This window comes from Butyribacter sp., from assembly GCF_056818865.1.
Genome location: NZ_DBLYGC010000005.1, coordinates 120,769 through 133,258, shown reverse-complemented (window position 1 = coordinate 133,258; position 12,490 = coordinate 120,769). Strand labels below are relative to the sequence as shown.

The 12,490-nt window shown below is 34.8% G+C and carries 15 protein-coding genes and 2 pseudogenes; 1 reads left to right on the top strand and 16 read right to left on the bottom strand.

Annotation, left to right across the window (positions count from 1 at the left end; genetic code table 11):
- Positions 1-828: 828 nt before the first annotated feature.
- From ACZLXV_RS03880 to ACZLXV_RS03845, 8 genes are all read right to left on the bottom strand, one after another.
- Positions 829-1,665, bottom strand: a complete 837-nt coding sequence (locus ACZLXV_RS03880) for an alpha/beta hydrolase fold domain-containing protein (protein ID WP_118498526.1) — start codon at positions 1,663-1,665, stop codon at positions 829-831.
- An 87-nt stretch (positions 1,666-1,752) separates the two neighbouring features.
- Positions 1,753-2,202 carry a GNAT family N-acetyltransferase gene (locus ACZLXV_RS03875; RefSeq protein WP_482382533.1) on the bottom strand — a complete coding sequence of 150 codons (450 nt, stop codon included), beginning with the start codon at positions 2,200-2,202 and terminating at the stop codon, positions 1,753-1,755.
- 294 nt (positions 2,203-2,496) lie between these two features.
- A complete protein-coding gene (locus tag ACZLXV_RS03870) occupies positions 2,497-3,258 on the bottom strand; it encodes a nucleoside phosphorylase (RefSeq protein ID WP_482382532.1) in 762 nt (253 codons plus the stop codon).
- Between the two features lie 94 nt (positions 3,259-3,352).
- Entirely contained in the window at positions 3,353-3,730 is a 378-nt protein-coding gene (locus ACZLXV_RS03865; RefSeq protein ID WP_118744856.1) for a type II toxin-antitoxin system death-on-curing family toxin, read from the bottom strand.
- Positions 3,727-3,969, bottom strand: coding sequence for a type II toxin-antitoxin system Phd/YefM family antitoxin (locus ACZLXV_RS03860; RefSeq protein WP_118498533.1), 243 nt, complete (start codon positions 3,967-3,969; stop codon positions 3,727-3,729). Before ACZLXV_RS03860 ends, ACZLXV_RS03865 begins: the two co-directional genes overlap by 4 nt.
- A gap of 208 nt (positions 3,970-4,177) precedes the next feature.
- Entirely contained in the window at positions 4,178-4,990 is an 813-nt protein-coding gene (locus ACZLXV_RS03855; RefSeq protein WP_482382531.1) for an HAD family hydrolase, read from the bottom strand.
- A gap of 114 nt (positions 4,991-5,104) precedes the next feature.
- Entirely contained in the window at positions 5,105-5,572 is a 468-nt protein-coding gene (locus ACZLXV_RS03850) for a hypothetical protein (RefSeq protein WP_482382530.1), read from the bottom strand.
- An 87-nt stretch (positions 5,573-5,659) separates the two neighbouring features.
- A complete protein-coding gene (locus tag ACZLXV_RS03845) occupies positions 5,660-6,667 on the bottom strand; it encodes a recombinase family protein (protein WP_482382529.1) in 1,008 nt (335 codons plus the stop codon).
- 489 nt (positions 6,668-7,156) lie between these two features.
- On the opposite strand from ACZLXV_RS03845, the pseudogene ACZLXV_RS03840 reads away from it, so the two are divergent.
- Positions 7,157-8,515, top strand: a pseudogene (locus tag ACZLXV_RS03840) (IS4 family transposase).
- 104 nt (positions 8,516-8,619) lie between these two features.
- On the opposite strand, the gene ACZLXV_RS03835 reads toward ACZLXV_RS03840, so the two are convergent.
- The 8 genes and pseudogenes from ACZLXV_RS03835 to ACZLXV_RS03800 form a co-directional block, all read right to left on the bottom strand.
- Positions 8,620-9,279, bottom strand: a complete 660-nt coding sequence (locus ACZLXV_RS03835) for a DUF1643 domain-containing protein (protein WP_482382528.1) — start codon at positions 9,277-9,279, stop codon at positions 8,620-8,622.
- Between the two features lie 105 nt (positions 9,280-9,384).
- A pseudogene (locus ACZLXV_RS03830) lies at positions 9,385-9,999 on the bottom strand (recombinase family protein).
- 131 nt (positions 10,000-10,130) lie between these two features.
- Positions 10,131-10,457 (bottom strand): DUF3784 domain-containing protein, encoded by a 327-nt coding sequence (locus tag ACZLXV_RS03825; protein ID WP_482382527.1) that lies wholly within the window; start codon positions 10,455-10,457, stop codon positions 10,131-10,133.
- 157 nt (positions 10,458-10,614) lie between these two features.
- Positions 10,615-11,040, bottom strand: a complete 426-nt coding sequence (locus ACZLXV_RS03820) for an NUDIX hydrolase (RefSeq protein ID WP_482382526.1) — start codon at positions 11,038-11,040, stop codon at positions 10,615-10,617.
- 45 nt (positions 11,041-11,085) lie between these two features.
- Complete coding sequence (locus ACZLXV_RS03815) at positions 11,086-11,541, bottom strand: NUDIX hydrolase (RefSeq protein WP_022225859.1); 456 nt, start codon at positions 11,539-11,541, stop codon at positions 11,086-11,088.
- Between the two features lie 30 nt (positions 11,542-11,571).
- Complete coding sequence (locus ACZLXV_RS03810) at positions 11,572-11,787, bottom strand: DUF3791 domain-containing protein (protein ID WP_022225858.1); 216 nt, start codon at positions 11,785-11,787, stop codon at positions 11,572-11,574.
- Positions 11,750-12,085 (bottom strand): DUF3990 domain-containing protein, encoded by a 336-nt coding sequence (locus ACZLXV_RS03805; protein ID WP_482382525.1) that lies wholly within the window; start codon positions 12,083-12,085, stop codon positions 11,750-11,752. Before ACZLXV_RS03805 ends, ACZLXV_RS03810 begins: the two co-directional genes overlap by 38 nt.
- A complete protein-coding gene (locus tag ACZLXV_RS03800) occupies positions 12,082-12,321 on the bottom strand; it encodes a DUF3791 domain-containing protein (protein WP_022225856.1) in 240 nt (79 codons plus the stop codon). Before ACZLXV_RS03800 ends, ACZLXV_RS03805 begins: the two co-directional genes overlap by 4 nt.
- Positions 12,322-12,490: the final 169 nt, after the last annotated feature.

Below are 12,490 nucleotides of genomic sequence, written 5' to 3'. Positions count from 1 at the left end.
TTATCAATTTTATCCCAATCAAATATTACTCCTTGTATGAATTGATCATTCACCTAATCACCTCCTTGTAAAAAACACTTTCTAATCCCCATCTTCTTGCCATTTAGATAAGAAGCATTCTTCACCTTCAGTTCGGTCAATTACGATTTATACATATTCTATCACACATTCATCTTTCCCACAATCACTTATTTTTCACCCATCCACTGAGGAAACTAATCTTCAGACACTATATCTTGTCATTCCCACTCTCTCATCATGCATCATCTGGTATAACACAGATTACTTTCCTCAATGCACTTTCAAAATCTCCCTATAAACAGATGCAATCCCTCACCAGAAACAACCATATCACAAGTAACCACTTACCACTGCTTCTATTCACCCCATCAAAAGATATATTCATTCGTACATTTTCCATCGTAGCTCTGTTTTCCTACAGCAATGTAAGCATTGCTGTTTACACCAGAACCACAGCTCTGTGCAACCTTGCATCAAAGATACAAGGTTCGCGGGTGCGCTCAGATGCTTACGAGCAAACTCGACGCATCTTCACTTTGCTTTCGCGCAAAAGATTGAAAGAGCAGCCAAATCAGCCACTCTTCCTTATGCTTTCTATATCTTTGAAGTTTTAATTTTCTCATTTGTGGTATGGTTCTCCGTAACGCTATTTCGGATTTTCATTCCTCAGTGGAATCAAGTACTTTTGCATCCAGTGAGGTTTGATTCCTCAATGGCATTTGTCGTAGTTTACTTTTGTAATACAGTAATCCTCAATGGAATCAAGAAAATTTTGTCCATTGAGGATTACATGTGTAAGTCAAGCTGTTACTTAGTCTTTTTTATAAAATCTTGAATAATAGTTAGAACAGTTTCAGAAAAATATATATTTCCTCCATGTTCGTCCCAATCCTTTATCTCATAATACTCCACGCTGTGATTTTTCTCTTCCAATTTTTCATATAAAGTTCTGCTATTTTCAACAGAAACAACGGGATCGTTTATACAATGAAACATCAATACAGGTGGCAATATTATATCCTCACTAATTAAAGATGTACATGATGCTTTATATGCAATTTCTTCATTTCCCTCAATACTATCAATTCCCAAAAGAACTGTTGATGGGCGAACAGACATCCAAGGTGGTAATGGCTCATTGGAACAAATCAAAATATCAGAGGATGCACTCTCTAAAATAACTCCTTTTACATTCGGCATTTCAATCATTCCACAAGCGTTATGTAACACTGCCATCATAGCCAAATGCCCCCCTGAAGAATGTCCCATAAGGTAAGCTTCTTTTATATCAAACGGAAGGTTAAATTTTGTTATTTTTTCTACAACGCACTCCATCGCATTTTTAATATCCTCTATCTGCGCTGGAAAAATTGCAATATCAGACTCACGAACCTCAATTGATACAATTGCAGCCCCCTTTTTCGCTAACTCTACGAGTTTTGGAATATCATTATACATTTCTTGTTTGTGCCATGCTGCACCAGTAATATAAAAAATAACTGGATATTTCTTTTCAAGTCCTTTTTTACTATATGGCATAATAACTTGCAAATGGCGTTTACAATTTCCATAATCAAAATATTCCCAATTTGGGGAATACAGCCATTCCAAATCATCAAATTTAACTGCTATTTCTTTCTTCATTATGTTCTCCTATATACTTTCACTATACTGCTATTTCAATTTTTAATTCACTGCATACTCTCTTTTACTATTTATTAACCCCAAATATTATAACCAAGTTTCCATTTCTCCTGAATCACCAAATCCAAATTTTTCATATAAATGTCGTCCTGCCGATGATGGCTTTAGTTTTATATTGTGTACCCCTTTATTTTGCAACCATTTAATCAGCTCCGCCATTATCTTTGAAGCATAACCACTTCTCCTCTTTTCCGGAACACAATATATATCAATTATATAGCCATACGTTGGAGTTTTGAAAAAACAAAACGGAACATCTTCTTTGATCACAGCACCTCCGCACGCAATAACAGTATCATTTTCATATATTAAATAATGACAACCTTTCCCATTCTGATATAATTCTTTATATTTCTCATATATCTTTTTTTCAGCATTATCCTGTAATAAAGATATTGAACCTACTTCCATAAACATTTCCATTTTCATTTTAACTACGACATCTAAATCTTTGATTTCAGCTTTTTTTATTTCCATAACAATACTCCATTTACAGTTTCTATTTGCATTACCATTATCATTCTACCATAAATACCATATTCTTACAACGCACCCCCTTTCATCTCTTGATTACATTTTCTCCATCATAATCGAATCACAAATGCCAATTCTGCCTCTTTTAAAGCAGAAAAAAGGATGCCTCTTTCGATGCACCCTCCTGTAAACATAAATATTCTGTTAGTTGTCTTTTGAACTTGATACTATAAAAATCAAATTCTATTCTTATGGTTGTATTCTCTATGTTATTTTAAAAGTTTCCTTCCAATATTTCTATTCCGTAATATAGTAAGCCAGTTCAAGAGCAATATCAAAATGTCCTGCATCATGCTGTGTATGCTTGACTTGATCTTTCTTCATCTGCTCATCCCATTTAGGTGCATCTAACAAATCACCACAAGTAAAAAAGAAGTAGGCATTAAGTTTTCTATAATCACATACAGCTTGAACAGCAGCACATTCCATTTCGACAGAAATGCAGCCATCGGCTTTACGTTTTTCAAAATTCGCTCTCGTTTCTCTATGCACCGCATCTGTTGTCCATGTTTTTCCTTTCACATAAGGCAAACCGACTGTTTCCATAAACTTCGCTACTACATCTGCATTTTGGATTTTAATATAATCTGAAGCAAGCGCATAATGATATGAAGTTCCTTCATCACGATAAGCCTCAGTAGGCACCATAACCTTTCCACGTGCAACCTCTTTATTCAAACATCCCGAACCACCAAAAACAACATATTTATCTGTGTTAATAATCGACATAGTATCTTCTATATCTGCCACACATGCCGGTGCTCCAACATAAGACATATATACAGCAAAATACCTATTCTTATACTCAAATCCATAAACAGGATTCACTCCATTAGATGAAAATAAATCTCCAATTTTTTTACACTCAAAATTTTCTAAAACATATTTTAAAATCACATGAGAAAATGTAAGAATGCAGGCATCTACCTTAACCGCATTATCGTTACGATTAACCTTAATTATTTCTTCCGATAAATTATCAAATGTATCTGTTATCATTTTTTAACCTCCAAGCCAGCAAATATTTATATTAATGCTTATTGTATCGTATATTTGTCCGTTGAGTATTACATATATATAATAATCTTATACATTATTTTTGATGACTGATAATCCATTGCAATATATCCTCTGCTCCTATTTTACCAGAGGCTAAATCAAGTATTATATCGCTCAATTCCGTTTGCGTGTATGAAAGTTCATAACCATTTAATGCTAAAAATACCAGCATCACATGAGAACCTAAGCGTTTATTTCCATCAATCATAGGATGATTCTTTACAATTCCAAAACAAAGTTGTGCTGCTTTTGCTTGTATACTTGGATATAACTCTTCATCTCCGAATGACTGAAATGGATTAGCAAGTGCTGAATCAAGCATCCCATCATCACGAATACCGTTACTACCACCAGTAGTCTCAATGAGCCTTTTATGAAGTAAAACGACCTGCCCTTTGCTTAATCTTATCATTTGGCAAGTACCTCATAAGCTTCCATATTCTGCTTAATAAGGCGTTCTGATATAGCAAACACGTCCTCCGTGGATGCTATTTTTTCCTGTTCTGCTTTGCCAAAGTCTATTACAAGATATTTTGGCACATTATTTTTAAGAATAACCGCTGTACCATGTTCGTCAACAACTCGAGCAACCTTTGAAAAATTCTGATTAGCTTCTGTTATAGAAATCATTGTATTTGTATCTACTGTCATAATATACACCTCTCTTTCACTTATATTATATACAAATCATACAATAAATACAAGCTATTTTTATACCTATTATTTCTGCTATTTCAAACCAATAAAACTATATATTCTTCTAAAATGATTAGAAGAGAAGCCATGACAACTTCTCTTCCATACAATTACTATATAATAAACATCATTACCTTGAATAAATTGGAATTTTTACCCGCTTCTATTGTTTATAGTTTGCTTCAAGCCATCTAGCAACACCATCTTCGTCATTCGACAAAATCACCTCTGTTGCAAATTGTTTTAAATCATTATGTGCATTTGCAACAGCATAACTTTTATCAGCCATTTGAAACATGTCTATATCATTTTTTCCATCACCAAACACAATTAGCTTTTCACAATTCAACATGCTTTGTAATTGCTTTATAGCATTTGATTTTGATGCTTCTAACGGCATAATTTCTAACCACTGTTCATTTGTATAAATATCCGTCTGATATACACAATGATATTTATCCTTATATTTATCATACAAAGGCATAAGTTTTTTTGGCTCATCAATACAAGTAATATAAAAAATATTACCCTCTTTCAACTCAGACAATGAATTCACCTCATTTGTTCGAACATCGCCTTTACGGCTTTCGAGGAACATATTCATACCCTCTGTACACATTTTTCGCACAAACGAAAATTTTTCCACATTATCAATGTATGCGTAAACAATGGGATACACATTATTACTAAACAAATCTTCTAGTACTGAATGTACTGAATCATCAAAATAATTAGCAATTAATATTTTTTCCGTAATATTATCAATCACAAATGCTCCGTTATATACAATCAACGGAATTTTTGCATTTATTCCTTCGGTCACTTTTTTAGCTGTAACTAAAGAACGTGCCGTAGCATAGGAAAAAATCATCCCTTCTTCCACCAACGAATTGATTACTTGATTTGTGTATTTAGAGGTTACTTCGTTACTTCTCAATAATGTCCCATCTAAATCTGAAACATACAAATTACTCATGCATTTTCCTCCGTCAAATATCAATTTACATTTTCTTTTATCATTCTAACACTAATACCATATTCTCACAATCCCCCTGCTTCATCTCCTTGTTACCTGATTGCATTTTTTCCATCATAGTCGAATCACAAATGCCAATTCTTCCTCTTTTAAGGCAGAAAAAAAGGATGCTTCTTTCGAAGCACCCTCCTGTAAACATAAATATTCTGTTAGTTGCCTGTTGAATTTGATACTGATTGTGTCAACTGACCTTGTTTTGCGGTCTATCGTTATTTCCTCTATCATCAAATGCATTAGTGTTCTTACTTCCTCGACCTTACTCTTTTCAAGGATTTGTTTAATCAGCCTTAATATAGTTTTGACCTGCTCAAGAGAATAGCTGCATTTTGTATTTTTACTAATCTGTTCTCTGGCAGAATACAAATTCTTTTTATATACTTCCATATGTTCTGTCAGTTCTTTCATACGCCTTTTATAGAAATCAGTTTCTATATCATCTGATTCCAAAAATCGTTTTTGTAGCTTCTGCACTTCCGTTTCTGTTCTCTTTAAAAGTAGTTCTGTGTTCTCCTGATCGTACATTGCATCTTCTAATAGATCAGATGTTTTGTTGTTTATTTCTCTAGTAATACGCCTTACCAAAACTTCATCATTTATCAGACAACTTATCTATCCCAGCACCTTATTATTTGCAGTTTCCAGCTTGATACTATTACTATGACAGCCGCAGTTTCCCTTGTTCTTCCATCTTCCACAACTATAATACGCTACAGGCTTTCCACCACCTACTGATCTTGATAATACCATTCCACTGCCACATTCCGGACATCGTAAGATACCTGTTAGAATATTTAGGTCATTGTGTTTTCTCTTTGCCATACCACCTCTTTCTAGTCTGACTTTTTTTGCTGTGTCAAATGTTTCCTGACTGATACTAGGTTCATGTTTGCCTTTTGCACGTATCGGATTTGGATTCGTACCCTTTCTCCTTTTTTCATTCCAATTTCTTACCTTGCCCCAGATTATCCAGCCTGCGTATGTTTCATTACTGATGATTCCCTGAATCGTTCCAACAGAAAACAACCGCCCCTGTTTTGTCCGATATCCACCATTGTTAAGGACTTGTGCGATATGCTTATAGACTGACCCACTGTTGTACATATCAAACACCTTTCTCACAATTTGTGCTTCTTCTGGTATGATTACAAGCCTTGAGTTTTCTAGTGCATATCCTAATGGCGGTGTCCCACCGTTAAATTCCCCTGCCTTAGCTCTTGCTTCCATTCCCATTGCAATATTCTCCACAATACCATCTCTCTCAATTTCAGCTACCATCCCAAGCACTTGTGCATGAAGTTTTCCAGAGCTTGAATTCGGGTCAATCTCACCATCCTTTTCAAAATAAAAGATACAACCGTTGTCTTTCATTATGTCAAATACATCCAACAAGTCTTTTAACTTTCTAAATGTTCTTGACATCTTCCACGCCATCAGTACATCAATCCTGTTTGTTTTGATATCCTGTATAAGTCGTTTCATTTCTGGTCTGTCAGTAACATTTTTACCACTAATGCCACCATCTCTATATACTCCAACAACTTCAAAACCTTTTTCCTTTGCTCTTTCTAACAGGCGTACTTCCTGTTCTTCAAAAGAATATCCATAGCTGTTAAACATACATAGTCTGTGTTTGACACTGGCATTCCAATATCTTCTCTTTTATTTTTTACCGCATACAGCAATTCTGTTAATTTTCTTGAGACATTAACTATGCGGCTTATCTATGTTCCTTAAACTGACCTCTCTCCCTATGATAATGTGATATGCAGTTTTCTATGTTCCTTTACAAAAGAAAAAAGCCATGATTAGCAAGTAATCATGACCTCGAATGAACCCGAAGGTTCATTCTATTATATGATATATATTTCAATCCAGCTTTAATTCATATTTTTGTATCGAACAATCATTCTCAAAAAATCCAGCTACTAATACCACTCAAGCAACTGGATTTACTCTCATTACAGATAATATACTCAAACTTCGCACATTAAAATGTGCCTATGCACCTTGAAAATTCAATAATAACTGGCATAAAAATAGCATGAAACCAATGGTTTTTGTATAATTGAGTTGCCAAAAAACAATTACAAACCGGAGGCTCATGCTATGAATAAAAGTATAACACAAGCGTCTCAAAATGATAAGCAGATTTCTAAATCTATCAAACGATTTTTTACAAGGTTTCATATTTCCTCAGCCTTGAAAGCTGCCAATGCCTATAAAAGGAAAGGCACTCCGGTAACGGAGATTTTTCAATACATGTTTCTGTTGATTTTCTCCAACAGAAGTATGTATATGAGTCTGCTGACAGGAAAAAACACACCTAATTTTGCAAAAGATACCGTGTATCGTTTCATGAAGATGGTTCAAATTAACTGGATGCGTTTTACTACAATCCTTGCATCCAGAATCATAAACAACGCTATTCTTCCACTGGATTCTGAAGACCGTGCCAATGTTCTTATTATAGACGATTCCATGTTTGAACATAACCGTTCTAAAAAGGCTGAGCTTCTTGCAAAGGTCTATGACCACGCAAAACATAAATATCACTTCGGATTTAGAATGCTTACTCTTGGATGGTCAGATGGGAGTACATTTTTGCCGGTAAACAGCATTCTTCTTTCTACATAAAACAAAAAGAAGCGTATCAATGAAGCGGCTGAGGTAGACAAAAGAACCGTTGGTTACAGGCGCAGAAAGCTGTCTATGGAAAAGGGAACCCATGCCATGCTTGCACTTCTGGAAACTGCTAAAAAAGCTGCAATTTCGGCAAAATATGTTCTTTTTGACAGCTGGTTTTCATCTCCAAGCACCCTTCATGCTGTCAAACGAATGGATTTAGATGTAATCGGAATGGTGAAAAAATCTCCAAAAATGTTTTTTCGCTACGATGGTGAAGATATGTCTTTAATCTCCATTTACAACAGAAATAAAAAGAGACGAGGAAGATCAAGATATCTGCTTTCTGTTATGGTTGATGTAGTGAATGATGGGGACATCATTCCTGCCAAAGTAGTTTATGTCCGCAATCGCAACAAACGCAAGGAATATCTCTGTCTCATTTCCACAGATGTAAATCTGGATGAAAATGAAATCATCCGGATTTATGGAAAACGCTGGGATATAGAGGTATTTTTCAAGGTATGCAAAAGCTACCTTAACTTGAGCAGAGAATGTAATTCTCTGTCCTATGATGCAATGACTGCACATACCGCAGTTGTTTTCACCCGATATATGATGCTGTCACTGGAAAGCCGGGAATCCAATGATAACCGGTCACTTGGGGAGCTCTTTTTATACTTTTCTGACGAAATATCTGATATCACATGGATACAGGCTTTTCAAATGCTGCTTCAAATGTTCAGAACAATGCTTTCAGATAACACTGAACTTTCAGACGAAAAAATCAATGAATTGGCGAATGTATTTATGGATGCACTTCCTACTATGATGAAAATATGACTGCAGGCTGCATAAAGGCTGAACATTGACAACTAAATAACTGCCAAATATTGAATTTTCAAGGTGCATAGCTAAAATTTATGTGCGAAGTTTGAGTAATATAATTATTCACCTGATTTTACAGTCTTCTTACGAGTCTGTTTATTCTTCACAGGCACTTCTACAACATCATCTTTTGGTGATATTTCTTCTAATATCTGTTTAACAGGGCATTTTACAACAAACCATGATTCTGACGCACAATGCAAAGCCAACCATAACATATGAGGAGCTATCTGGTTATCATCTTCCAAAGTATCTGTTATGATATGTTTTACTGAATTTTCCCATCCATTTTTAATCAACATTTGTAATATCTTATATTTTATCAGATTAGTAGTAGCATTCTTCTTTACAAAATCAGTATCCTTTGGATTTAACTCTGTTAGTAATGATTGAATGTGTTTCATATTTTCATCACTTTCATGCAAACGCTTTGTTGATGGTTTTGCCTTGAATACCGTACTATATAGATTGATAATCCTGATATCGTTATATCCCAGTTCATGAGCGTGATTTAGCAGATAGTTCGTGCTATTATCTGTATTCATAGGATTCAACAATGATACTGTAGGGTATAGTGCTAGTATTATTGCTGATTTACCCTCTACATTATATTGCTTGCGTACCTCAAATGTTTCTTTTCCGTCTGATGTTCCTATTACTGTAGTCTCTACGTTAAATTTAAATTCATCCATTGCGTTTTCCTTTCTATTACCGTTCAAAAAGGTACACCTTTTGATACTATGTTAATCCCATCAAAAAAGTGTACCAAAAGGTTCATTTTATATTTTGGTACTAGTTCCAAAACAATATGACCTTTTGGTACACTATTTTTTATTGCGTTTTTGTAATCTGTAAAATGTGGTTTTAGATATTCCTAACAACTTACAAGCTTCTAAAGTTCCTACTTCCTGCTGTTCCCACTTCATCATTATCTGTTCGTAATTATCTGGTACTATGAATGGTCTGCCTAGATGTTTTCCTTTCTTCTTTGCAGCATCAATCCCCTGCCTTTGACGCTTTCTGATTGTTAATCTTTCCTGCTCCGCCATACTTGACAATACTTCAATCAAAATGTTATTTATCATTTCAATTATCCATTCCTATCCTTCTGGTACTTGTATCATGGAACTTGGTAAATCAAGAATCATCAATCTGATACCGTTATCCTTGAACCATTGCAATTCCGCTTTAATATCTGCCTTATTCCTAGACAGACGATCTAAACTCATAATGTATAGTGTGTCACCTCTACGCAATCCAAACCGTCCTTTTAATGCCTGATATCCTCCTCTCTCTAAGTCTTTGCCTGATTGCTTATCAGTAACAATATTTTCCTCTGGAACATATTTTACCAACTCTGCCAGTTGTCTGTCTAAATTTTGTTCCGTTGATGATACTCTGGCATAGCCAAATATTCTTCCCTGTGATATTTCACTCACTACTCGCACTCTCCTTCCTTAAAAATATGAAAAAGGATAAAGAACATATAGCTCTTTACCCTTTTTATAATAATATGTGTTTTATGTATCTAATTTTACTGTAAATATTTTTTATGCCAACAAACTGGAATTTATTTTTTGTTCTTTTCAATAATAACCGATGATGCAATCGCATATATAATGGCAATAATTGCAATAACTATTACCACATAAAATAACCATCCTGTTTTAAGAATCATATCAACCGCATTGATTGTAAAAATAATTCCTATCATCAGAAAAACAATTCCCGATTGCTTATAATGTGGCTTTTTATCCATAACTTTTCTTTCTTCCTTGGAAGCATAAATATAAGCATTATTAAACAAGAAACCTTTTTCATTAAATTGCAAATAACTAAAAATAAAGCACACTACAGCTACAATTCCCAAAGTAATTGCTCCTATAATATTTCCCATACCATTTCCTCCTTAAGTTGCAAAGTTTCTGTCCCTTACAAATTCCGATTGTTCTAAATCTTTTCCTCATCTTCTTATATTTCTCATTATTATCTTTTTGTGCCACTATCGCAATAATATTTAAGGTATTTGATATAAATGCCATTACGATTTACGATTAAATTCGTCTTTCATATTCCTCAATCAATAGTGGTTGAATAAGAGGATATGTCCATTCAGTTGGTAACTCATCAAATAAGACAACTTTTTCCATCTCACTATGTAACTCAGTTTCAAACTTTGTTATATCCGCAAAATATAGCATTCCATATGTTTCTTCTCCCGTAGCATTTACACGGTTCTTGCCAATAACTGAATAGACACATACAGGTTCTATGGAAAAATCAATTGCTCCTGTTTCTTCTTGTAACTCTCTTCTGGCAGTCATATCTATTGACTCACCGTCTTCCCTATGACCTCCTGGCACTTCATATGTATCTCTTTCCTTATGTTTACAGAATACCCATTTACCATTTGCTTTAGAAATAATCACAGCAAACTTCAATAGATTATCATTAACCTTATCATAAAACTTTACTTCCATCTTTTATCTTCTCCTTAACACAATTGTCAAATTGGTATTTGTTTATCATAATATTCCTAATTTAATTTTATTATCTAGTTCCCATAATGCGGTCTTATTACTATCGTATCTAAGTCTTTTTATTGCAGTTTCATAATCAACCCAGTCATATTCTGTATGTTCATGAGACAAATTTAGAATTGTGTTATCTATCATAACAGCAAATGAATATTCTGGAATAACCAAACAATCTTTCCCCCATATTTGTCTCGCTTCTTTAAAGCAGTATGTTGGTATGCTACTTTGAGTATCGAGAGAAACATATTTACAATCCTTATCTATATTAGCCTCTTCATAGGCTTCTCGTTTTGCTGAAATTATTACAGTCTCATCTTCATTTTCCCCACCACCAGCTATAAATTGCCAAGCATCCATATCACTTCTTTTAAAAATACAATATTTTATATTTTCCTTTTCGACATGATACGGAATAACTAATACTTGATATTTTGCTCTTGCCATTTTGTAATCCTCCATAAACACCGATTTGTATTATTCCATATTCTTACTATATTCCTGTTCCAGTTCATCTGCCAAATATGCGTCACTCATGCAGTGCATATCCGATACCCCGTCCCGTATCAGCTGATAAACTTCGGAATGATAAAAGAAATCCAATGCCGCATCCAGTGAGAGTCCCTGCTGTTTGGCAAAGCACTCAATGACACGGCTATACTTTTTCTGAAGCAAAATCGGATTCGCTGTCATAGTGTTTCACTCCCTTCAAAATGCAACAAAGACAATGCTTTTTCTGTACGAAAACAAATTTGCAGATTCGGCAATAGAAGTCAAATTTCAAAACTTTCAGTTCGTCTTCTCGGCTCTCATCATATTCATATTTTGAAATAATGCCGTCTTTTCCTCGGCGTTTGAATTTACCACACCACTTTGCAGCCTGCTCGTACAAAGTTGTGACATAAAAGCCACGCCCAAAGTCTACGTTAGGGCGGGAATGAACCAAATCCGGCCGTGCAATCTCTAAAAAAGAACCATGATAGAGAATCATACTTCCACACCCCTTTCCTTTATCACATCAATGAGGTCATCTACGATATATTCTCGGCTCTGGGTATGCAGCACTTCATATTCAGGCACAATATAACCGTTCAGAATATCGCTCTTTTCGGTAAATGCCTGATAGACACGCTCTGCATTCACGCCCAGCTTTGCTGCAACATTTTCAATGCAAAATACGGCAAACTCAAGCTCATTGGAATTTTTAATCTTCTCATCTACTATCATACGCAAGCCCTCCTTTACTTTATTTTAGCCAAAACCTCTTGGAAAATTGCATAGTTTTTCTTCACGCCGTCATCCAAGTCGATACAAAATTGTGAATCATTAATGGCCATCATAGCATCATCAAAAACTAAGTCAATAATCCTTGCATTAAATCTGTGTGATAATAAGT

Excerpts from the sequence above, each read along its gene's own strand:
- ACZLXV_RS03880 (WP_118498526.1), bottom strand. The coding sequence starts at position 1,665 with ATGAAGAAAGAAATAGCAGTTAAATTTGATGATTTGGAATGGCTGTAT.
- ACZLXV_RS03875 (WP_482382533.1), bottom strand. The coding sequence starts at position 2,202 with ATGGAAATAAAAAAAGCTGAAATCAAAGATTTAGATGTCGTAGTTAAA.
- ACZLXV_RS03870 (WP_482382532.1), bottom strand. The coding sequence starts at position 3,258 with ATGATAACAGATACATTTGATAATTTATCGGAAGAAATAATTAAGGTT.
- ACZLXV_RS03865 (WP_118744856.1), bottom strand. The coding sequence starts at position 3,730 with ATGATAAGATTAAGCAAAGGGCAGGTCGTTTTACTTCATAAAAGGCTC.
- ACZLXV_RS03860 (WP_118498533.1), bottom strand. The coding sequence starts at position 3,969 with ATGACAGTAGATACAAATACAATGATTTCTATAACAGAAGCTAATCAG.
- ACZLXV_RS03855 (WP_482382531.1), bottom strand. The coding sequence starts at position 4,990 with ATGAGTAATTTGTATGTTTCAGATTTAGATGGGACATTATTGAGAAGT.
- ACZLXV_RS03850 (WP_482382530.1), bottom strand. The coding sequence starts at position 5,572 with ATGTACGATCAGGAGAACACAGAACTACTTTTAAAGAGAACAGAAACG.
- ACZLXV_RS03845 (WP_482382529.1), bottom strand. The coding sequence starts at position 6,667 with ATGTTTAACAGCTATGGATATTCTTTTGAAGAACAGGAAGTACGCCTG.
- ACZLXV_RS03825 (WP_482382527.1), bottom strand. The coding sequence starts at position 10,457 with ATGGGAAATATTATAGGAGCAATTACTTTGGGAATTGTAGCTGTAGTG.
- ACZLXV_RS03820 (WP_482382526.1), bottom strand. The coding sequence starts at position 11,040 with ATGGAAGTAAAGTTTTATGATAAGGTTAATGATAATCTATTGAAGTTT.
- ACZLXV_RS03815 (WP_022225859.1), bottom strand. The coding sequence starts at position 11,541 with ATGGCAAGAGCAAAATATCAAGTATTAGTTATTCCGTATCATGTCGAA.
- ACZLXV_RS03810 (WP_022225858.1), bottom strand. The coding sequence starts at position 11,787 with ATGACAGCGAATCCGATTTTGCTTCAGAAAAAGTATAGCCGTGTCATT.
- ACZLXV_RS03805 (WP_482382525.1), bottom strand. The coding sequence starts at position 12,085 with ATGATTCTCTATCATGGTTCTTTTTTAGAGATTGCACGGCCGGATTTG.
- ACZLXV_RS03800 (WP_022225856.1), bottom strand. The coding sequence starts at position 12,321 with ATGATAGTAGATGAGAAGATTAAAAATTCCAATGAGCTTGAGTTTGCC.